This is a genomic window from Extensimonas perlucida, assembly GCF_007655255.1.
GTDB classification, from domain to species: domain Bacteria; phylum Pseudomonadota; class Gammaproteobacteria; order Burkholderiales; family Burkholderiaceae_C; genus Extensimonas; species Extensimonas perlucida.
The window spans coordinates 1-19,909 of sequence record NZ_VMYE01000032.1; the positions used below are offsets into that span (position 1 = coordinate 1).

A 19,909-nucleotide genomic window follows, 5' to 3' on the forward strand; every position below is an offset into this window, starting at 1 on the left:
TCGACCCGTTGCACCTAAGCTGCTGCCTATCAGCCGCTTGTGTCGCTTCTCCCTGGCCTGCCTTCAGGCTCATTCTTCCTTGGAATCACGGGGCGGGCTTCAGGCTCATACCTCGTTGGATAAGACTCCCAATGTATTTCCTGTCGAGAAACCGTTATGCTATGCCACCAATAGCGCCTCGCGCTTGATGTGATTGCCTCTACTGCCATTTTCACCCCAAACCCAGGAGAAGCCCATGTCCTTGCTGCGCACCATCCGTCTCGCTTGCCTTGCTGCCGGCCTTGCCGCGCCGCTGGCCCATGCCGACTGGCTCGTCGGTGTCGCTGGCCCATTTACCGGCCAGTACGCCTCGGCCGGCGACCAGATCAAGAAAGGGGCCGAGGCAGCCGCCGCCGACATCAACGCCAAAGGCGGCGTGCTCGGGCAGAAGATCAAGCTCGAATACGGCGACGACGCCTGCGATCCTAAGCAGGCCGTCGCCGTCGCGAACGCGCTCGTGAACAAAAAAATCCAGTTCGTACACGGTCACTGGTGCTCCAGTTCCACCATCCCGGCGTCCGACATCTACAACGACGCCGACATCCTGATGGCCACCGTCTCGACCAACCCGCAGGTGACCGAGCGCGGGCTGAAAAACATCTTCCGCATCATGGGGCGCGACGACCAGCAGGGCGCGATGATCGGCCAGTGGATCACCAGCCACTTCAAAGACAAAAAGGTTGCGGTGCTCGACGACAAGAGCGCCTACGGCAAGGGCCTTGCCGACGAAATCGCCAAGGCCATGAAAGCCCACGGCAAGACGCCCGTGCTGCGCGAATCGATCACCGCCGGTGAAAAGGATTATTCAGGCATGGTCACGCGCCTCAAGAATGCCGGTGTCGACGTCCTTGCCTACGGCGGCTACCACACCGAAGTCGCCCTGCTGCTGCGCCAGGCCGACCAGATCGGTCTACCGCTCACGGTGTTCGGCGGCGACACCATGACCAACTCGGAACTCGTCACGGCCGCGGGCAAGCTCGCTGACCGTGTCTATTTCACGTTCACGCCCGACCCGCGCAAAAACCCCAAGGCGGCCGCGATCGTCGAACGCTTCCGCGCGGCCAAGATCGAGCCCGAAGGCTACGTGCTCTACGCCTACGCGGCGCTGCAGCTGTTCCAGCAGGCCGTGACAAAGGCCGGCGGCGTTGAACGCGCCAAGCTCGAACCGGTGCTGCGCCAGGGCAAGTTCGATACCGCCATCGGCACGCTCGAATTCGACGCCAAGGGCGACCTCAAAACGCCCGCGTTTGCCGTCTACAAGTGGACCGGCGGCAGCTACGACTACGCCAAGTAAGCTGCCTCGCATAGTTTCAAGAAACGGAGCAGGCCGTTGGCTTACGCATTGCAGCAGCTCGTCAACGGCCTCACGCTCGGGGCCATGTACGGCCTGATCGCGATCGGCTACACGATGGTCTATGGCATCATCGGCATGATCAACTTCGCGCATGGCGAGATCTACATGGTCAGCGCCTTCATGGCCGTGCTGGTCTATGTGCTCTGCGCGGGCCTCGGCCTGGGGCCGACGCCGCTCGTGCTGCTAGCGATGCTGCTCGTGGCCATGGCGTTCACCGCGCTCTACGGCTGGGCCGTGGAGCGCATCGCCTACCGCCCGCTGCGCGGCGCGCCGCGGCTCGCGCCGCTGATTTCGGCGATCGGCATGTCGATCTTCCTGCAAAACTACGTGCAGCTCACGCAGAGCGCGCGCATCAAGTCCATCCCGCCGCTGTGGCAGGGGGACATCACGCTGTGGGCGGCCCCCGGCTTTCGCGTCACGCTCGGCTGGGTGCAGCTCGCCACGGTGGTGCTGACGGTGCTGGTGATGGCAGCCTTCGGCTGGATGATCGCGCGCACTTCGTTCGGCCGTCAGCAACGCGCCTGCGAACAAGACCCGAAGATGGCGGCGCTGCTGGGCATCGACGTCGATAAAACGATCTCGCTCACCTTCATGCTGGGCGCGGCGCTGGCTGCGGTGGCGGGGGTGCTCGCGGTGCTGCAGTACGGCGTCATCGACTTCACCATAGGCTTCATCGCGGGCATCAAGGCGTTCACTGCCGCGGTGCTGGGCGGCATAGGTTCCATCCCCGGCGCGATGCTTGGCGGGCTCATCATCGGTCTGGTCGAAGCCTTCTGGTCGGCCTACCTATCGCCCGAATACAAAGACGTGGCTACCTTCACGATCCTCGTGCTGGTGCTGTTGTTGCGCCCCACCGGCCTGCTCGGGCAACCGGACGTGGAGAAGGTCTGATGGCGGCCACCTCTGCCACACCCCCCTCCCCCGCACCTTCATCCGCCGCTGCGCTTGCGGTGCGCCTGCGCGATGCGCTCGCCGTCACGGTGCTCGGCGGCCTGCTCGCCCTGCCCTTCATCGGCCTGCGCACCGTCGAAGACGGCGGCGCGCTGGTCGTGCAAACACGCTGGGGCGCGCTGGGGTGGACGCTGCTGCTGTTGTTTTTCGCAAGATTGCTGCTGCGCGCGGGCATAGATTTCTGGCGGCGCCGCCGCCCTGCGAAGCGCCTTGCGCCCGCGCGCGGCCAAACCGCGCTGCGCCGCGCCAGCGCAGGCGCGATCCTCGTGCTGGCGTTGCTGTTGCCGCTGCTGCTGCCGGACAACCGCTACGCCATCGACACCGCAACCACGCTTGGCATCTATGTGATGCTCGGCTGGGGGCTCAATGTCGTGGTCGGGCTCGCCGGCCTGCTCGACCTGGGCTACGTGGCCTTCTATGCGGTCGGGGCATACAGCTACGCGCTGCTCTCCACGCAGCTCGGCTGGAGCTTCTGGGCCGCACTGCCGGTGGCCGGGGCCCTGGCCGCAGTGTTCGGCATCCTGCTCGGCTACCCCGTGCTGCGGCTGCGCGGCGACTACCTGGCCATTGTCACGCTCGGGTTTGGCGAGATCATCCGCATCATCCTGCTCAACTGGACTTCCTTCTCAGGCGGCCCCAACGGCATCGGCGGCATCCCGCGCCCGAGCTTTTTCGGCCTGCCGTTCGCGCGCAGCAGCGCCGAGGGCCGAACCTTTCACGAATTCTTCGGCCTCGATTTCTCGCCCATGCACCGCATCATCTTCCTCTACTACCTGATCGTGGCGCTGGCACTGCTCACGCATGCGCTGGTCACGCGCCTGCGCGTGCTGCCCATGGGGCGCGCCTGGGAAGCCCTGCGCGAAGACGAAATCGCCTGCAAGGCGCTGGGCCTCAACACCACGCGCATCAAGCTCTCCGCCTTCGCGATGGGCGCCATGCTCGCGGGCTTCGCCGGCGTATTCTTTGCAGCGCGCCAGGGCTTCATCTCGCCCGAGAGCTTCACCTTCAGCGAATCCGCCACCATTCTTGCGATCGTCGTACTCGGCGGCATGGGCTCGCAACTCGGTGTGGTGCTGGCCGCGGCGGTGCTCGTCGTCCTGCCCGAAGTCGGGCGCCAGTTCGCCGACTACCGCATGCTCGTTTTCGGTGCAGCCATGGTGACCATCATGGCCGTGAAGCCCACGGGATTGCTCGCGCGGCGCGAACCCACGGTGCGTCTCGCCACCGCGCATAAGAGCACCCCATGAAGCCGCTACTGACGGTGCAGCAGCTCGTGATGCGCTTTGGCGGCATCACGGCCATCGACGGCCTCTCGCTCGAGGTGCCGCGCGAACGCATCACGGCGGTGATCGGCCCCAACGGCGCAGGCAAGACCACGCTGTTCAACTGCATCACAGGGTTTTACCGCCCCAGTGCCGGGTCCATCGTGCTCCATACCGCGCAAGGCGAACAGGAACTCACCAGCCTGCAAGGCCACCGCATCGCCCACGAGGCGCGCATCGTGCGCACCTTCCAGAACATCCGGCTCTTTACGGGCATGACCGTGCTCGAAAACCTGCTGGTCGCGCAGCACCGCGAACTGCAGCGCGCCGCACGCTTCTCGCTCGCGGGCCTGCTGCACACACCGGGCTACCGCCGCGCGCAGCAGGCGGCGCTCGCGCGTGCGCGCCGCTGGCTGGCCGAGCTGGGCCTGACGCAATACGCCGACCTGCCCGCCGGTGCGCTGCCGTACGGCACGCAGCGCCGCGTGGAGATCGCGCGCGCCCTGTGCACCGGGCCGCAGCTGCTGTGCCTGGACGAGCCCGCGGCAGGGCTGAACCCGAAGGAGTCGGCCGAGCTCAACGCGCTCCTGCTGCGCCTGCGTGACGCGCACCGCCTGACGATCCTCTTCATCGAACACGACATGAACGTCGTGATGAACGTCTCCGACCACGTGGTCGTGATGAATTTCGGCCGCAAGATCGCTGAAGGCGCACCGCAGCACGTGCAGCACGACCCCGAAGTCATCGCCGCTTACCTCGGCGCAGCGGAAGACGCCGCAGAAACGGCCGATGTCGAGGTGGGCAATGCTTGAGTTGCAGGGCGTCAGCGCCCACTATGGCGCCATTCAGGCGCTCAAGAGCGTCGATCTGCAGGTGCGCGCCGGCGAAATCGTCACGCTGATCGGCGCGAACGGTGCCGGCAAATCGACGCTGATGACCACCATTTTCGGCATGCCGCGCGCCAGTAGCGGCCGCATCGTGCTCGCCGACGAAGACATCACCGCCTTGCCACCGCACCATATCGCCCGCAGGCAGATTGCTCTCGTGCCCGAAGGACGGCGCATCTTCGCGCGCATGAGCGTGCGCGAAAACCTGCTGATCGGCATGACCGCTGCCCGAGACGCCCATGGGACTTTGAATGCCAACGACGGCCTGCGCCGCGTCTTCACGCTTTTCCCCATCCTCGAAGCGCGGCAGACGCAGCGCGCGGGCACACTCTCGGGCGGCGAGCAGCAGATGCTCGCGATCGGGCGCGCGCTGATGGGCTCGCCGCGCATGCTGCTGCTCGACGAACCGTCGTTGGGCCTCGCGCCGCTCGTGATCCGCACCATTTTCCACACGATCACAACGCTCAACCGCGAACTTGGTCTGACCATTTTGCTGGTCGAGCAAAACGCACGCCAGGCGCTCAGGATCGCGCACCGGGGCTACGTGTTGCAAAACGGCGCCGTCGTGCTCGAAGGCAGTGGGCAGGGTCTGCTCGACGATCCGCAGATACGTGCTGCTTACCTCGACGCCGCCGCGTAATCCAGACTTGCGCCCGTCATGCACAAACAAGCAAGACAACGATCGGCATTTGCAGCCATACCAAACGCATGGTAGGCTGCACCGGCCAGCGGTATGCATGCCCCGCCGATTTCGACAGTGCGGCGCATCCCGCCAAAGCCCCGCACCCTGCTTTTTACCCCTTCAGCCCCATGCAAGCCCCCACCACACCACCCCTTGCCGAAACACCCCGTCCTGCCGCCTCCATGGTGCTGCTGCGCCAGGCACCCACGGGCCTCGAAGTGCTGCTGCTGCGCCGCACGGCGCAGGCTGCCAACATGCCGGGGCTGTACGTTTTCCCCGGCGGCAAGCTCGATGACGCCGACCAGAGGCTGGCCGAGTCCCTGCTCGACCAGCCGCCGCAAGCCCTGCACGCAAGCCTCAACGAGCCCAACCTAGACACCGCTACGGCGGCAGGTCTGTACGTCGCCGCCGTGCGCGAGGCGCTCGAAGAATGCGGGCTGTTGCTCGCCGAGGCCGCGGGCGCCCTGGCGCGCCTCGATGCACCGCAGGCGCGGGAGCTGCTGCGCACAGGCCAGTCTTTTGCCGAGGTACTGAGCACGCTGCAATTGCGCGTGCCCACACGCCGGCTCGTGCCCTGGTCGCGCTGGATCACGCCGCGTGCGCCCACGATCAACACCACGCGCCGCTTCGACACGCGCTTTTTCGTCGCCGAAGCACCGCAGGGCCAAACGGCCGCGCACGACGATGAAGAAACCACCGACAGCGTCTGGATCGCCCCGCGCACCGCGCTCGAGCAGTACCGCGACCGGCTCATCGACCTGGCGCCGCCGCAGATCATGGGCCTGGCGCATCTGGCCCGCCACAATGATGTGCAAAGCGTGCTCGAGGAGGCGCGCAGCAAGCGTCCACCGCTCATCGAACCAGAGCATCACCAGCGCGACGGCACACGCGTGCTGTGCTATCCCGGAGATGCAAAACACTCCGTCTCCGCACGGGCCCTGCCCGGCCCCACGCGGCTGCTGCACGTCGAAGGACGTTTTACGCCCGAAGAAGGTTTCGAGGCGCTTTTTGCCTGATATGCGGCTGCGGTGCACGTGGCTCGGCGAACGGCCCGTCTGACACCGTGCGGGTAAAATCGCCGCCTTCACCAAGCGCTCTGCGCGGCGTGCCTTGCGCCTGCCACACCCGGCCACATGGCCCGCATGCCTACAGCGGCAGGTGCGTCTGCCTGCACCTGCCTATCGCTCACCTTGGCGCGCAGCCGACTTCTTCTTCCGAGCTTCATGAACACCCCCCTCACCCCCGCCCCCATTTCCCCCGTGGAAGACATCGTGGCCGAGCTGCGCGCTGGCCGCATGGTCATCCTCGTCGATGAAGAAGACCGCGAAAACGAAGGCGACCTCGTGCTCGCCGCGGATCACGTTACGCCCGAAGCCATCAACTTCATGGCCAGGTACGGGCGCGGTCTGATTTGCCTCACGCTCACGCGCGAGCGTTGCGAGCGCCTGCGGCTGCCGCCCATGGTCACGCGCAACGGCACCAAGCACGCCACGGCCTTCACGGTGTCGATCGAGGCTGCCGAAGGCGTGACCACGGGCATTTCCGCCGCCGACCGCGCGCGCACCGTGCAGGCCGCTGTGGCGCCGCACGCCGTGCCCGAAGATTTGGTGCAGCCCGGCCACATCTTCCCGCTGCAGGCGATCGATGGCGGGGTGCTGATGCGCGCGGGTCACACCGAAGCGGGCTGCGACCTGGCTGCCATGGCCGGCTGCAGCCCTGCCGCCGTGATCTGTGAGGTCATGAAAGACGACGGTACGATGGCGCGCCTGCCCGATCTGCAGCTGTTCGCGGCCGAACATGGCCTGAAAATCGGCACCATCGCCGACCTGATCGAGCACCGCAGCCGCCACGAGTCGCTGATCGAAAAAATCGGCAGCCGTCCGCTACAGACCGCTTACGGCGAATTCATTGCGCACGCCTACCGCGACAAGCCCAGCCAGGGCCTGCACCTCGCGCTGGTCAAAGGCCAGTGGCGCAGCGACGAGAGCGTGCCGGTGCGTGTGCACGAGCCGCTTTCGGTGCTCGATTTGCTCGAAGTGCAGCGCACCATGCACTCCTGGGGCCTGGACGAGAGCCTGCGGCACATCGAGCAGCAGGGCCGCGGCGTGGCTGTGCTGCTCAACTGCGGCGAGAGCGCGGCCGAGCTGCTGGCCCAGTTCGAAGGCACGGCGCGCGCCACCCAGGCGCCCGAGCGCGGCCGCATGGACTTGCGCACCTATGGCATAGGCGCGCAAGTCCTGCGCGAATGCGGCGTGCACAAAATGCAACTCATGGGTCATGCGCGCCGCATGCCGAGCATGGTAGGTTACGGACTCGAAATCACCGGCTACATCCCCAAAGCGAAGGAGTAAAAGCATGCAAGACGCGGAACAAGGCAGCGCCCCCGAACTCGACGGCCAGGGCCTGCGCATCGCCATGGTGCAAGCACGCTTCAACGAAGGCGTCACCGACGCGCTGGTGGCTGCCTGCCGCGATGAGCTGCTGGCGCTGGGCGTGGACACCGAAGACATAGACCTCGTGCGCGTGCCCGGCGCGCTCGAAGTGCCACTCGCGCTGCAGGCGCTGGCCGAGAGCGAAAGCTACGACGCCCTGATCGCGCTGGGCTGCGTGATCCGCGGCGAGACCTACCACTTCGAGCTCGTCGCGAACGAGTCGGCGGCGGGCGTGGCGCGCTTGGCGCTCGACTACCAGATTCCCATCGCCAACGCCATCCTGACCACCGAGGACACGGCCCAGGCCGTGGCGCGCCAGACCGACAAAGGGCGCGACGCCGCGCGCGTGGCCGTGGAAATGGCGCGCCTGCTGGAGGACTTGTGATGAGCGACAGCGGCGCCTTCGTTCGCCCGCCCAGACCCCCGAAGCAGCCGCGCACCGGCCTCAAGAGCAACGGCGCGCGCAAGGCGGCCTCGAAGTCGCAGCGCAGCCGCGCGCGCGAATTCGCCCTGCAGGCGCTGTACCAGCACCTCGTCGGGCACAACGAGGCCGCGGCCATAGATGCCTTCACGCGCGACCTGGCGGGCTTTCACAAGGCCGACGCGGCCCACTATGACGCGCTGCTGCACGGCTGTATCCAGACGGCGCAGGAGCTGGACGCGCTCGTCGCGCCGCAGCTCGACCGGCCTCTCGGTGAGCTCTCACCGATCGAGCACGCCGTGATGTGGATAGGCGCGTACGAGTTTCAGCATTGCCTCGACGTGCCCTGGCGCGTGGTGCTCGACGAGTGCATCGAACTCGCCAAGGAGTTTGGCGGCACCGACGGCTACAAATACGTCAACGCCGTGCTCAACGGCCTGGCGCCGCGCCTGCGCGCGGGCGAGGTGGCTGCAGACAAGGCCATGTCCAAGTCACGGCCGCAAAGCCAAGAGCCGCACCCCTTGCCCGCCTCTGTGCAGCCCGGCGAGACCCACGACTGAGCTTCCCATCGGCTCCGAACCGACCCGCATGAAGTTTTCCACCCGCGCTGCACGCATAGAACCGTTTTACGTGATGGAGGTGGCCAAGGCCGCCCAGGCGCAGGCGCGCGCACTTGCGGGCACGCGCTCGCCCATGATTTTTCTCAACATCGGCGAGCCCGACTTCACGGCGCCGCCGCTGGTGCAAGAGGCCGCCGTGCGCGCCATCCACGCTGGCAGCACGCAATACACGCCCGCGCTCGGCCTCGACGCGCTGCGCGAACGCATCAGCGGCTGGTACCAGGAGCGCTTTGGCGTCAGCGTGCCGGTACGGCGCATCGTGGTCACGGCGGGGGCTTCGGCGGCGTTGCAGCTTGCCTGCCTGGCGCTGATCGACGCGGGCGACGAAGTCCTCATGCCCGACCCGAGCTACCCTTGCAACCGGCATTTCGTGAGCGCCGCGGAAGGCCGCGCCGTGCTGCTGCCTGCCACGGCGCAGGAGCGCTTTCAGCTTAGCGCCGCACAGGTGCAGGCCGCCTGGGGCGACAAAACGCGCGGCGTGCTGCTCGCCTCGCCCTCCAATCCCACGGGCACCTCGATCGCGCCCGAGGAATTGCGCCGCATCCACGCCGTGGTGCAGGCGCACGGCGGCATCACGCTGATCGACGAGATTTACCTCGGTCTGTCTTACGACACCACTTACGGCCAGACGGCGCTCGCGCTGGGCGAAGACATCATCAGCATCAACAGCTTCAGCAAATACTTCAACATGACGGGCTGGCGCCTGGGCTGGATGGTGGTGCCCGAGGCCATGGTGCCCGTGGTCGAGCGCCTCGCGCAAAACCTGTTCATCTGTGCGAGCACCGTGGCGCAGCACGCGGCGCTGGCCTGCTTCGAGCCCGACAGCATCGCCGAATACGAGCGCCGGCGCGCCGAATTCAAGGCGCGGCGCGACTACTTCATCCCCGCGCTGCAGGCGCTGGGCCTTGCCGTGCCCGTGATGCCCGATGGCGCGTTTTATGCTTGGGCTGACTGCAGCGCCGCGGCTGAGCGCCTGGGCGTGCAGGGTAGCTGGGACTTCGCCTTGGAACTCATGCGCCGCGCCCACTTGGCCGTGACGCCGGGGCGCGACTTCGGCGGCTTCGAGACGCAGCGCTTCGTGCGCTTTTCCACGGCCAACGCGCTGCCCCAGCTGCAGGAAGCCGTGGCGCGGCTGCAAACCTTGCTGGGCTGAGAGGATGAGCGCAATCGACGAACAGGAGGTGCACCCATGGCATTCGAATGGCCGGTCCGTGTGTACTGGGAGGATACCGATGCCGGCGGCATCGTCTTCCACGCCAACTACCTCAAATACTTCGAACGTGCCCGCACCGAATGGCTGCGCGCGCGCGGCGTCGAGCAGGGTGCGCTGCGGGAACAAACCGGCGGCGTTTTTGTCGTAACCGACTCGCACCTGCGCTATCTGCGCCCGGCGCGCCTCGACGATGCGCTGATCGTCACCGCCAAAGTGCAGGAAACAGGGCGCGCATCGCTTTCCATGCTACAACAGGTACTCCTCAAAACAGAGCAGGCCGCGCAGCAGACGGCATCTTTGCTGGTCGAAGCCGTCATCCGCATCGGCTGGGTCGATGCCTCCACCCTGCGTCCTGCGCGCATGCCCCCTTGGCTTCTGGAACGACTTTCATGAATGCACAAAACATGTCCATCGTCACCCTGGTGCTGCACGCCAGCTGGGTGGTGCAACTCGTCATGCTGCTGCTGCTGGGCGTCTCGATCGCCAGCTGGGGTACGATTTTTCGCAAGCTCATCACCGTGCGGCGCGTGAAGACGCTCAACGAGGACTTCGAGCGCGAATTCTGGTCTGGCACCAGCCTGAACGACTTGTACGCGAGTGCGGCGCAGAACGCCCGCCAGGGCGGGCCGATGGAGCGCATCTTCGCGAGCGGCATGCGCGAATACCAAAAGCTGCGCGAGCGCCGCATCAGCGACCCGGGCACGCTGCTCGACGGCGCCCGCCGCGCCATGCGCGCGAGCCTGCAGCGCGAGATGGACGTGATCGAATCCGGCCTCTCGCTGCTAGCCTCGGTCGGCTCGGTCTCGCCCTACGTGGGGCTGTTCGGCACGGTGTGGGGCATCATGCACGCCTTCACCGGCTTTGCGGGCATGGAGCAGGTCACGCTCGCCACGGTGGCGCCAGGCATCGCGGAAGCCCTCGTGGCCACGGCCATAGGCCTTTTCGCCGCGATTCCGGCCGTGCTGGCCTACAACCGCTTTGCGCACGACATCGACCGCGTGACCCTCCAGCAGGAGACCTTCATCGAAGAGTTCTCCAACATCCTGCAGCGCAACCTGGGCACACCTGCATCCAGCGCCGCCACCTCGGCGTCGGGCCGCTGAAACCAACGAGACGCCAAGGAACCATCGATGCCCGCTCTGGCTTCGCGCGGCCGCGGCCGCCGCACCATCAATGAAATCAACATGGTGCCCTTCATCGACGTCATGCTGGTGCTGCTCATCATTTTCATGGTAACGGCGCCCATGCTCACGCCCGGCACCATCAACGTGCCCAAGGTCGGCAAGGCCAACCGCCAGCCGGTCAAATACGCCACCGTGCTCATTGGCAAAGATGGCCGCCTGCAGTTCAAGGCCGACGGCAGCAGCCGCAGCGTGAGCGAAAAAGAGGCCGCCGAGGCCGCGCTACGCTGGCAACAAAGCCAGTCGGATGAACAGGCCGCGGTCGTGATCGCAGCCGACAAGAGCGTGACTTACGAAACCGTGGTCAAGGCCATGAGTGCACTGCAAAAGGCCGGCGTGCAGCGCGTGGGCCTGTCGGTCACCCAGGCAGGCGGCTGAAGCCCCTGCCTCGCGCTATGCCATGACCGCATCCCTGCATCGCGAGCCCCTTGCGCCGCCCCCCCCGCCCGGGCGGGGGCCGGCCATTGCGCTGTCGCTGCTCGCGCACGGTTTGTTGCTCGCCGCACTGGCCTGGGGCGTGCGCTGGAAGGCGAGCAGCGAGCAGGCCGTCGTGCAAGCCGAGCTCTGGGCCGCGCTACCGCAGCAGGCAGCGCCGCGCATGGCGCCACCTCCGCCCGCACCGCCACCGCCTGCGCCAGAGCCGACACCACGCATACCCTCGCCGCAGCCACCCGTACATACGACCGCACCCGACACACGCGACGCCGACATTGCCCTGGAGCGGCAGAAAAAACGCGAGGAACAGGCCCGCCAGCAGGCGCTGGAGCGGGCCCGCGAGGAAAAGCGTGCGCAAGAACAAAGGGAACGCGAACAAAGAGAAAAAGCCAAAGCTGCCCAAGAAAAAGCCGCGCAGGAAAAGGCCGCGCGCGCCAAAGCAGAGCGCGAGAAAGCTGAACGCGAAAAAGCCGAACAGGACAGGCTCGCGCAGCAGAAGAAACAGGCCGAAGACAAACGCAAGGCCGAAGCGCTGGCACGCCAGCTTGAAGCGCAACGCCAGGAAAACCTGCGCCGCATGCAAAGCCTGGCCGACGCCACCGGCGACACCAACGCCACGGGCAAAGACCTGCGCAGCGCCGGGCCGTCGGGGCCGTCTGGCAGCTACGCCGGTAAGGTGGTGGCCAAGGTCAGGCCCAATATCGTTTATCCCGACGAGGTCGTCGGCAACCCGCGCGCCGAAGTCGAGGTGCGCACTGCGCCCGACGGCACCATCGTGGGCACGCGCCTGCTGCAGTCCAGCGGCAACAAGGCCTGGGACGATGCCGTGCTGCGCGCGCTGCAAAAAACCGAGACGCTGCCGCGCGACATCGACGGCCGCGTGCCCTCCTCGCTCGTGATCGTGTTCCGGCCCAAAGATTGAGAGGCGGAGCCCACAACCTGCCCCTGCCACTGCATGGGTTTTCGCTCGTTTTTCCGATGTTTGGGACAATCGCGCCATGACTTTCCAAAGCCCCGAACTGCTGCTGCCCGCCGGCTCGCTCGACAAAATGCGTGCGGCCTATGACTTTGGCGCCGACGCCGTCTATGCCGGCCAGCCGCGCTACAGCCTGCGCGCGCGCAACAACGAATTCCGCCTCGAGCAAATCGCGCAAGGCATCGCCGAAGCACATGCACGCGGCAAAAAATTCTTCGTCACGAGCAACCTGTTGCCGCACAACGACAAGGTGCGCACCTACCTGCGCGACATCGAGCCCGTGATCGCCCTGCGCCCCGACGCACTCATCATGGCCGACCCTGGCTTGATCATGCTCGTGCTCGAAAAAATGGAGCACGGCGGCTGGCCCGAGGTGCCCATCCACCTCTCGGTGCAGGCCAACACCATGAACTACGCAGCCGTGAAGTTCTGGCAAAAGGTGGGCATCGCGCGCATCATCCTCTCGCGCGAGCTGAGCCTCGACGAAGTCGCCAAAATCCGCGAGGAATGCCCCGACATCGAGCTCGAAGTGTTCGTGCACGGTGCGCTGTGCATCGCCTATTCGGGCCGCTGCCTACTCTCGGGCTACTTCAACCGGCGTGACCCGAACCAGGGCACCTGCACCAATGCCTGCCGCTGGAACTACCAGACGCGCCCCGCCACGCTCGACCCCAACACCGGCGAGCCCATCGCCCAGCCCATGGAGGGCGACTTCAGCTTCAGCCAGGCGCAGGAAGACGCACACGCCGCGTTTGCGGCCTGTGGCGGCAGCGCGCGCCATCCGCTTGCCGACCAGGTCTATCTGCTCGAAGAAAAAGAGCGCCCCGGCCAGCTCATGCCCATCATGGAGGATGAGCACGGCACCTACATCATGAACAGCAAGGACTTACGCGCCGTCGAGCATGTGCAGCGGCTGGTGGAAATCGGCGTGGACTCGCTCAAGGTCGAGGGTCGCACCAAGAGCCTGTACTACGTCGCGCGCACGGCGCAGGTCTATCGCCGCGCGATCGACGACGCCGTGGCCGGGCGACCGTTCGACCCGACGCTGCTCACTGAACTCGAGGGCCTGGCCAACCGCGGCTACACGAGCGGCTTTCTGGAGCGCCGCCCCATGCACGACTACCAGAACTACGAAACCGGCCACTCCACGGCGCGGCGCAGCCAGTTCGTGGCCGAAGTGCGCGCCGTGGGCGCAGGCTGGGCCGAGGTGGAAACGAAAAACCGCTTCGACGTGGGCGACCTGCTCGAAGTCATCCACCCGAGCGGCAACCGCCTGCTGCGCCTGACGCAGATGTTCGACCTCGAAGGCCAGCCCGTGCAGTGCGCCCAGGGCAGCCCGGTGCGCGTGCGCATTCCGCTCGAAGGGCCGGCCGAGGGAGCCTTGCTCGCGCGCGTGCTCGAATCCGCATGAGACCCGCTCGTGAAAAGCGCCGGCACCTGGCGCTTTTCACGAGCAAAGCAGATTCAGTCTGTCACCGCGCCGCGCGAAAACGCGGCAGCACCACGCCCGTGTCACCCACGGGCTCGCACACCAGCTCGACCGGCATGTCAAAAGTCACGACCAGCGGATCGTCGCCGACGAAGGAACTGATCATGCGCGGCCCTTCGGCGAGCTCGACCAGCAGCACGGCGTAAGGCGTGTCGTGCTTGAAGGCCGGGCCGGGCGCGCGATACACCACGCTGAACGAATGCACGGTGCCGCGCCCGCTTGCGGGGCGATGCTCCAGATGCTCGCTGCCGCACGCGCGGCAAATGGCCTGCTGGTAAAACTGCACGTGACCGCATTGCTTGCAGTGCTGCAGCAGCAGCTTGCCTTCACGAATGCCGCGCCAATACGCCTCGGAATCGGCATCGGGCATGGGCAGCGGCTTGATGTGGGCTTCTTTGGGATTGATCACAGGGTGGCCTCCGTGCCGAAGATGGTGGTGGCTTGCGTGGCAAACCCCGCGCCCAGGCTGTGCACCAGGCCGAGCTCCGCGCCCTGCACCTGGCGCTCACCGCATTGCCCACGCAACTGGTGGATCACCTCGTAGAAGTGGAACAAGGCGCCGGGCATGCCCGAGTGCGCGAACGACAGCAAACCGCCGTGCGTGTTGCACGGAATCGCGCCGCCGTAGGTCATCTGCCGGTCTTCGACGAAACGCCCGCCTTCACCCTTGGGGCAAAAGCCCAGGTCTTCGAGCATCATGATCACCGTGCCCGTGAAGCAGTCATAGACACCGGCCACGTCCATGTCCTTGGGGCCGTAGCCCGCCATCGCGTAGGCCTTGGCGCTCGATTGCACGGCGCCGGTGGTCGTGATCGAGGGCATGAGGAAGATGTGCTCATGCGTGTAGCACTCGCCACCGCCGAGGATGTAGATCGGCTTCGGGATGCCCAGCGCCTTCGCGCGCTCGGCCGAGGTCACGATGAAAGCCGCGCCACCATCGGAGATGAGCGAGCAGTCGAGCTTGTGGTAGGGCGTGGTGACCATGCCGGAATTGAGCACGTCCTCGACCGTGAGCGGCTCGGTCATCTGCGCGCCGGGCGTGCGGCGCGCATGCTCGCGCTGGATCACCGCCACCTGCGCGAACTGCTCGGCCGTAGTGCCGAAATCGCGCATGTGGCGGTGCGCCGTCATCGCAAAGGTGTTGGCTACGGGAATGCCGAAGGGCATTTCGTACTGCTGGTCGCGGCTCTCGGTCATGGAGCGCAGCGCGAGGTCGGGCGAAAGGCCCGTGAGCAGGCTGTCACCGCCGACGATGAGCACCGTCTCGGCCAGCCCTCCGTGGATCGCCGCCGCGGCGACGTTGAACATGGTCGCCGCCGTGGCACCCGAAACCTGCAAGGTGTTCGAAAACGTGGGCTGTATGCCCAGGTATTCGCTGATGGCGACGCTGAAGCGGTGGAACGGCGAGGCAAAGGCGTGGCTCGAGAGCACGCCATCGATGTCGGTTTTTTGGAGGCCCGCGTCGGCCAGGGCCTTGTAGGCGGCGTCGGCAGCCAGCGCCAAGGCACTCTTGCCGGGCACACGGCCCACGGCCGAAATGCCGCAGCCTATGACCGCCGTCTTGCCGCGCAGACTTCGGCTCGCAGAGGGGGAAGATGTCATGGATTCCTTTCGGTGGTGGGGTTCATGCTTTGGTGATGCGCTGGCGCAGCTGCGCCTTCAAAATCTTGCCCACGGGGTTGCGCGGGATCACATCGGTGTATTCGATGCGCTCTGGCAGCTTGTAAACGGCCACGCCGATCTGCTTGAGGTGCGCGACGATGTCTTCGAGCGTGGGCGGGTGCGCCTTGTCTTTGGGCACGACGTAGATGCAGGTCTTTTCGCCCATGATCTCGTCGGGGACGGCCACCGCGGCAGCCTCTTGCACGCCGGGGTGCGTGAGCACGAGGTTTTCGACTTCGGCGGCGCTGATGTTGAAGCCGCCGCGGATGATGATGTCCTTTTTGCGGTCGAAAAAGCCCACGTGGCGCTCGTCGCGCACGATGAAGTAGTCGCCCGTGCGAAAGAAACCGTCGGCCGTGAACGAGTTCTGCGCGAGGTCCGGGCGGCGGTAGTAGCCTGCGAATACGTTGGGCCCGCGATAGACGAGCTCGCCCACCTGGCCCGGCTGCGTGCATTCGACATCGGCATCGTCGAGCAGCTTGATTTGTATCCCCTGCACCTTGGACGGCCATTCGATGCCGGGCTTGCCCCACCAGGGGAAATGGTCGCTGCGCTGGGCAAAGTCGGGCACGTCGAGCGGCCCGGCAATCACGCCAGTGCCCTCGGTCTGCCCCCAGAGGTTGCAGATTTCGATGTTCCAGCGGCGTTTGAACTCCTCCATGCTCCAGCGCGATGGCGGCGCCGAGCCCGTGGCGATCGAGCGGATCGACGACAGGTTGAGGCTGTCCACATTCGGCAGCTTGAGGATCATGTTCAGAATCGCGGGCACCAGGATGGTGAACTGCACGTTCTCCGTGAGCATCTGGCGGATAAGCAGCTCGACGTTGATCGGGTGGTGCAAGAGCAGCGTACCGCGCCCTGAAAGCCAGCTCATCCAGGCCACGGCCCCCGTCATGTTGACCATGGGCGCGGGGGCGAGCACGCGGTCGCCCTCCTGGATGCCCACCACCTCGGGGATCAGCCGCATCTGGAACAACCAGTTGTTGTGCGACATGGGGCAGCCTTTGGCGTGCGACTCGGTGCCCGAAGACCAGCACAGGCTGAAAATGTCATTGGCCCCGACTTTCACGCCAGCGAGCAAGGACGGGTCGGGAGCCTGCGCCGCCATCGCGGTGATCTCTTCGAGCGCCAAAGTTTGGTAGCCCACACGCTGCGCCATTGCGATGTGGTCGAACCCCTTGAAGTCTTTGACGCCAATGTAGCGCTTGGCCTGGCTGACCTCGGCGACGTTGCGCAGTTCGGTGTCGCGCCACTGCATTGCAATGGGCGAAAGAATGCCGCCGGCACGCGCCACCGCGAAATACAGCGCCATCAGCTCCCACACGTTGGGCAGCTGTGCGACCACGACTTCATCCTTTTGCAAACCACGGCGCAGCAGCCCCGTCGCGATGGCATCGACGGCGGCACCAAACTGTTGCCACGTCACTGCGGTGGCGGGCGTGCCTATCAACTCGGCGCGATCCGGCGTATCGACGACGCAGGGGCGCTGCGGCACGTCGGCGACATGCTGCGCGAGCAGGTCGAGCAAAGTCTTGTGACCCCAAAAGCCTTGAGAAACGTAGTGCTCTATGGTCGAGGCCGAATGCAAAATCATGAGAGAGGCTTCCTTTCAAAAAATGCCCCAGATGCTGCGCATCCAAGGCGTACCAGCAAAAAATCAAACGCTCGCTAACAACTGTTTGCGCAGCTGTGCCTTCAGAATCTTGCCCACGGGGTTGCGGGGGATTACCTCCAGGTACTCGAGGCGCTCGGGCAGCTTATACGCCGCGACACCTATGCCTTTGAGGTGCGTCACGATGTCTTCGAGCGTGGGCGGATTGGCCTTGTCCTTGGGCACGACGAAGACGCAGGTCTTCTCGCCCATGATCTCGTCAGGCACCGCAATGGCCGCGGCCTCTTGCACGCCGGGGTGCGTGAGCACAAGGTTTTCGACCTCGGCCGCGCTGACGTTGAAGCCGCCGCGGATGATGATGTCCTTCTTGCGGTCGAAAAAGCCGATGTGGTGGGCATCGCGCACGATGAAAAAGTCGCCGGTGCGGTAAAAACCGTCGGGCGTGAACGCGCTTTGGGCCAGATCGGGGCGCCGGTAATAGCCCGCGAATACGTTCGGGCCGCGATAGGCAAGCTCACCCACCTGCCCTGGCTGTGTGCATTCGGCGCCGAGTTCATCGAGCAGTTTGAGCTCCACCCCGCGCATGCCCGAGGGCCACTCGACGCCAGGGCAGCCCCACCACGGGAAGTGATCGGCGCGTTTGGAAAACTCGGGCACGTCCTTGGCGCCCGCAAAAATCGCCGTGCCTTCGGTCTGCCCCCAGCCATGCACGATTTCGATGTTCCAGCGGCGCTTGAACTCTTCCATGCTCCAGCGTGAAGGCTGCGAAGAACCTGCGGCGATGCAGCGCACATTCGAAAAATCGAGCTGATCGACCTGCGGCAGTTTGAGGATCAAGTTGAGCACGGCCGGCACGAGCAGGGTGAAGTGCACCTCCTCGTGCATCATCTGCTGCAAAAGCAAGGGCATATTGAGCGGGTGATGCAGCAAGGTGGTGCCGCCCACCGCCACCGAAGCCAGCCAGGTGCCCACGCCTGTCATGTTGACCACGGGTGCCGTCGCGAGCACCCTGTCCCCTGGGCGCAAGTCGGCCGTCTTGCGAATCAGGTTCATCTGGAAAATCCAGTTGTTGTGCGACATCGGACAGCCCTTGGACAGGGCTTCGGTGCCCGAAGACCAGCACAGGCTGAAAATGTCGTTGGCATCGATGCGGATGGCGTCGAGCCGGGCCTTGTCGGCCGCGCCGCGCGCCATCTCGTCGATGCGCGCCATGGGGAAGGCCGTGAAACCAAGTTTTTGCGCAATCGCCATCGGCTCGGCGCCCTTGAACTCGGGCAAGCCAAAGAAAAAACGCGCCTGCGTGATGTTCTTGACGTTTTGGAATTCGTTGTCGCGCCACTGGATGGGCATGGGCGAGAGCACCCCGCCGGCGCGACTCACGGCCAGATACATGGCGATCAGTTCCCAGACGTTGGGCAGTTGCACCACGACGATCTCGTCTTTTTGCAGCCCCAAGTCGAGCAGGCCCGTGGCGATGGCATCGACCATGGCCGCAAACTCGCGGTAGCTGAATTTTTGCGCCGCGGTGCCGACGAGATCGGGCCGATCTGCCGGATCGACCACTGCCACGCGCTCGGGCTCCTGCCTTGCCGTATCGTAGAAGTGATCGAGCAAGGTACGTTGCCCCCAGTGTCCGCTCTGGGTGTAGCGCTGCAATGCCTCGGCACTGTGCAGGATCATGGTTTGTCTCCTCTTTTGTTGGGTGGATGGGTTGTTGCCGCCGCGCACACCGCCAAGGTCTGCTGCGCTGGATGCCCAGCCTTCAGTCTGCGGCGCTTGCCAAGACGGCGCCCAGACTGTGCTTGGCTCTGCCGCCCATTTCCACCCGGGTTATCCCTGCCCCATGCCGCAAAACGCTCAAAAACCGTGCAGGCTGGCGAATTCCTCGAGCGGCGCACGTTCGGTGATGAAGGCGTTTTCCGGTGCCGAGAGGTCTTCATATCCCAGCGCGATGCCACAGGTGAGGATTTCGTGCTCGCTGATGGGCAGCTGCTCGCGCGCAATCTTGTGGTACCAGGCAAAAGCGGCCTGCGCGCAGGTGTGCAGGCCCTGCCCGCGCGCGGCGAGCATGATGCTCTGGATGAACATGCCCAGGTCCATGAAACTGCCCGTGTTCAGCCGCCGATCCATGGTCACGAGCAGGCCTACGGGCGCGTCGAAAAAGAGGTAGTTGCGCAGCATCTGCTGCTCGCGCGCGCGCTTGTCGTCGCGGCCTATGCCTAAGCTCGCATACAAACCGAGCCCGCAGCGGCGGCGCCGTTCGAGGTAGGGCTCGACCCAGGTCGTGGGGTAGTACGCGTATTCCGGATGGTGGCGATCGGGCTCATGCTGCGCGGCGTGGTAGATGGCTTGGCACAACCGCGCGCGCGCCTCGCCCGCCACGGCGTAGACCTTCCACGGCTGCACGTTGTTGCCGCTGGGCGCACGCGCGGCGACGCGCAAAATGTGTTCGAGAACGGGCAACTCGACGGCCTTGGGCAGGAAACGCCGCACGGACTTGCGGCTCGTGATGGCTTCATCGACATGCATGGGCTGGATCGTCCTTGGGTAATACCACCCCGATTTGCAGTCTTTTCCAAATCAGGTATGAGCCTGAAGCCCCCGCAAAAAGCAGCGAGGCGCAACGAGTCGAATCGTTGTAGACGTCGGCAGTGTATTGGAGATTTTTCTCACCATCGTGGAGGGCTGTGGGC

The 19,909-nt window shown here is 65.4% G+C and carries 20 protein-coding genes; 15 read left to right on the forward strand and 5 right to left on the reverse strand.

Annotation, left to right across the window (positions count from 1 at the left end):
- Positions 1 to 235 precede the first annotated feature (235 nt).
- From FK527_RS16430 to trhP, 15 genes are all read left to right on the forward strand, one after another.
- Positions 236 to 1,333, forward strand: a complete 1,098-nt coding sequence (locus tag FK527_RS16430) for a branched-chain amino acid ABC transporter substrate-binding protein (RefSeq protein ID WP_144735682.1) — start codon at positions 236 to 238, stop codon at positions 1,331 to 1,333.
- Between the two features lie 36 nt (positions 1,334 to 1,369).
- Positions 1,370 to 2,284, forward strand: coding sequence for an ABC transporter permease subunit (locus FK527_RS16435; RefSeq protein ID WP_144735684.1), 915 nt, complete (start codon positions 1,370 to 1,372; stop codon positions 2,282 to 2,284).
- On the forward strand, positions 2,284 to 3,591 hold the full coding sequence (gene livM / locus FK527_RS16440; protein ID WP_144735686.1) for a high-affinity branched-chain amino acid ABC transporter permease LivM: 1,308 nt from the start codon (positions 2,284 to 2,286) through the stop codon (positions 3,589 to 3,591). Before FK527_RS16435 ends, livM begins: the two co-directional genes overlap by 1 nt.
- Entirely contained in the window at positions 3,588 to 4,418 is an 831-nt protein-coding gene (locus FK527_RS16445) for an ABC transporter ATP-binding protein (RefSeq protein WP_144735688.1), read from the forward strand. Before livM ends, FK527_RS16445 begins: the two co-directional genes overlap by 4 nt.
- A complete protein-coding gene (locus FK527_RS16450; protein WP_144735690.1) occupies positions 4,411 to 5,133 on the forward strand; it encodes an ABC transporter ATP-binding protein in 723 nt (240 codons plus the stop codon). The genes FK527_RS16445 and FK527_RS16450 overlap by 8 nt, the downstream gene beginning before the upstream one ends.
- A 170-nt stretch (positions 5,134 to 5,303) precedes the next feature.
- The gene (locus tag FK527_RS16455) at positions 5,304 to 6,191 is read left to right on the forward strand and encodes an NUDIX hydrolase (protein ID WP_144735692.1); all 888 of its coding nucleotides are present in this window, start codon (positions 5,304 to 5,306) and stop codon (positions 6,189 to 6,191) included.
- A 207-nt stretch (positions 6,192 to 6,398) separates the two neighbouring features.
- Positions 6,399 to 7,526 carry a bifunctional 3,4-dihydroxy-2-butanone-4-phosphate synthase/GTP cyclohydrolase II gene (gene ribBA, locus FK527_RS16460; RefSeq protein ID WP_144735694.1) on the forward strand — a complete coding sequence of 376 codons (1,128 nt, stop codon included), beginning with the start codon at positions 6,399 to 6,401 and terminating at the stop codon, positions 7,524 to 7,526.
- Positions 7,527 to 7,530: 4 nt separating this feature from the next.
- A complete protein-coding gene (ribH, locus tag FK527_RS16465) occupies positions 7,531 to 7,992 on the forward strand; it encodes a 6,7-dimethyl-8-ribityllumazine synthase (protein WP_144735696.1) in 462 nt (153 codons plus the stop codon).
- The gene (gene nusB, locus FK527_RS16470; RefSeq protein ID WP_144735698.1) at positions 7,992 to 8,588 is read left to right on the forward strand and encodes a transcription antitermination factor NusB; all 597 of its coding nucleotides are present in this window, start codon (positions 7,992 to 7,994) and stop codon (positions 8,586 to 8,588) included. Before ribH ends, nusB begins: the two co-directional genes overlap by 1 nt.
- Before the next feature lie 28 nt (positions 8,589 to 8,616).
- Positions 8,617 to 9,801: a pyridoxal phosphate-dependent aminotransferase gene (locus FK527_RS16475; RefSeq protein WP_144735700.1), complete on the forward strand. Its 1,185-nt coding sequence runs from the start codon at positions 8,617 to 8,619 to the stop codon at positions 9,799 to 9,801.
- Positions 9,802 to 9,837: 36 nt separating this feature from the next.
- On the forward strand, positions 9,838 to 10,254 hold the full coding sequence (ybgC, locus tag FK527_RS16480) for a tol-pal system-associated acyl-CoA thioesterase (RefSeq protein ID WP_144735702.1): 417 nt from the start codon (positions 9,838 to 9,840) through the stop codon (positions 10,252 to 10,254).
- Positions 10,251 to 10,964, forward strand: coding sequence for a protein TolQ (gene tolQ, locus FK527_RS16485; protein WP_144735704.1), 714 nt, complete (start codon positions 10,251 to 10,253; stop codon positions 10,962 to 10,964). Before ybgC ends, tolQ begins: the two co-directional genes overlap by 4 nt.
- A gap of 27 nt (positions 10,965 to 10,991) precedes the next feature.
- Positions 10,992 to 11,420 (forward strand): ExbD/TolR family protein, encoded by a 429-nt coding sequence (locus tag FK527_RS16490; RefSeq protein ID WP_144735706.1) that lies wholly within the window; start codon positions 10,992 to 10,994, stop codon positions 11,418 to 11,420.
- Between the two features lie 22 nt (positions 11,421 to 11,442).
- Positions 11,443 to 12,399 carry a cell envelope integrity protein TolA gene (gene tolA / locus FK527_RS16495; protein WP_144735708.1) on the forward strand — a complete coding sequence of 319 codons (957 nt, stop codon included), beginning with the start codon at positions 11,443 to 11,445 and terminating at the stop codon, positions 12,397 to 12,399.
- 76 nt (positions 12,400 to 12,475) lie between these two features.
- A complete protein-coding gene (gene trhP / locus FK527_RS16500; RefSeq protein ID WP_144735710.1) occupies positions 12,476 to 13,864 on the forward strand; it encodes a prephenate-dependent tRNA uridine(34) hydroxylase TrhP in 1,389 nt (462 codons plus the stop codon).
- Positions 13,865 to 13,925: 61 nt separating this feature from the next.
- Here the strand turns inward: trhP and FK527_RS16505 are convergent, their stop codons facing one another.
- From FK527_RS16505 to FK527_RS16525, 5 genes are all read right to left on the reverse strand, one after another.
- Positions 13,926 to 14,351 carry a Zn-ribbon domain-containing OB-fold protein gene (locus tag FK527_RS16505; protein WP_186298469.1) on the reverse strand — a complete coding sequence of 142 codons (426 nt, stop codon included), beginning with the start codon at positions 14,349 to 14,351 and terminating at the stop codon, positions 13,926 to 13,928.
- Positions 14,348 to 15,544 carry a thiolase C-terminal domain-containing protein gene (locus tag FK527_RS16510; protein WP_144735712.1) on the reverse strand — a complete coding sequence of 399 codons (1,197 nt, stop codon included), beginning with the start codon at positions 15,542 to 15,544 and terminating at the stop codon, positions 14,348 to 14,350. The genes FK527_RS16505 and FK527_RS16510 overlap by 4 nt, the downstream gene beginning before the upstream one ends.
- 22 nt (positions 15,545 to 15,566) lie before the next feature.
- Positions 15,567 to 17,198, reverse strand: coding sequence for a class I adenylate-forming enzyme family protein (locus tag FK527_RS16515; protein WP_144735714.1), 1,632 nt, complete (start codon positions 17,196 to 17,198; stop codon positions 15,567 to 15,569).
- A 63-nt stretch (positions 17,199 to 17,261) separates the two neighbouring features.
- Entirely contained in the window at positions 17,262 to 18,896 is a 1,635-nt protein-coding gene (locus FK527_RS16520; protein ID WP_144735716.1) for a class I adenylate-forming enzyme family protein, read from the reverse strand.
- A gap of 177 nt (positions 18,897 to 19,073) precedes the next feature.
- On the reverse strand, positions 19,074 to 19,745 hold the full coding sequence (locus FK527_RS16525; protein ID WP_144735718.1) for a nitroreductase: 672 nt from the start codon (positions 19,743 to 19,745) through the stop codon (positions 19,074 to 19,076).
- Positions 19,746 to 19,909: the final 164 nt, after the last annotated feature.

Coding starts and splice junctions, on each gene's coding strand:
- FK527_RS16430 (WP_144735682.1), top strand. CDS start 236: ATGTCCTTGCTGCGCACCATCCGTCTCGCTTGCCTTGCTGCCGGCCTT.
- livM (WP_144735686.1), top strand. CDS start 2,284: ATGGCGGCCACCTCTGCCACACCCCCCTCCCCCGCACCTTCATCCGCC.
- FK527_RS16445 (WP_144735688.1), top strand. CDS start 3,588: ATGAAGCCGCTACTGACGGTGCAGCAGCTCGTGATGCGCTTTGGCGGC.
- FK527_RS16450 (WP_144735690.1), top strand. CDS start 4,411: ATGCTTGAGTTGCAGGGCGTCAGCGCCCACTATGGCGCCATTCAGGCG.
- FK527_RS16455 (WP_144735692.1), top strand. CDS start 5,304: ATGCAAGCCCCCACCACACCACCCCTTGCCGAAACACCCCGTCCTGCC.
- ribBA (WP_144735694.1), top strand. CDS start 6,399: ATGAACACCCCCCTCACCCCCGCCCCCATTTCCCCCGTGGAAGACATC.
- ribH (WP_144735696.1), top strand. CDS start 7,531: ATGCAAGACGCGGAACAAGGCAGCGCCCCCGAACTCGACGGCCAGGGC.
- nusB (WP_144735698.1), top strand. CDS start 7,992: ATGAGCGACAGCGGCGCCTTCGTTCGCCCGCCCAGACCCCCGAAGCAG.
- FK527_RS16475 (WP_144735700.1), top strand. CDS start 8,617: ATGAAGTTTTCCACCCGCGCTGCACGCATAGAACCGTTTTACGTGATG.
- ybgC (WP_144735702.1), top strand. CDS start 9,838: ATGGCATTCGAATGGCCGGTCCGTGTGTACTGGGAGGATACCGATGCC.
- tolQ (WP_144735704.1), top strand. CDS start 10,251: ATGAATGCACAAAACATGTCCATCGTCACCCTGGTGCTGCACGCCAGC.
- FK527_RS16490 (WP_144735706.1), top strand. CDS start 10,992: ATGCCCGCTCTGGCTTCGCGCGGCCGCGGCCGCCGCACCATCAATGAA.
- tolA (WP_144735708.1), top strand. CDS start 11,443: ATGACCGCATCCCTGCATCGCGAGCCCCTTGCGCCGCCCCCCCCGCCC.
- trhP (WP_144735710.1), top strand. CDS start 12,476: ATGACTTTCCAAAGCCCCGAACTGCTGCTGCCCGCCGGCTCGCTCGAC.
- FK527_RS16510 (WP_144735712.1), bottom strand. CDS start 15,544: ATGACATCTTCCCCCTCTGCGAGCCGAAGTCTGCGCGGCAAGACGGCG.
- FK527_RS16515 (WP_144735714.1), bottom strand. CDS start 17,198: ATGATTTTGCATTCGGCCTCGACCATAGAGCACTACGTTTCTCAAGGC.
- FK527_RS16520 (WP_144735716.1), bottom strand. CDS start 18,896: ATGATCCTGCACAGTGCCGAGGCATTGCAGCGCTACACCCAGAGCGGA.
- FK527_RS16525 (WP_144735718.1), bottom strand. CDS start 19,745: ATGCATGTCGATGAAGCCATCACGAGCCGCAAGTCCGTGCGGCGTTTC.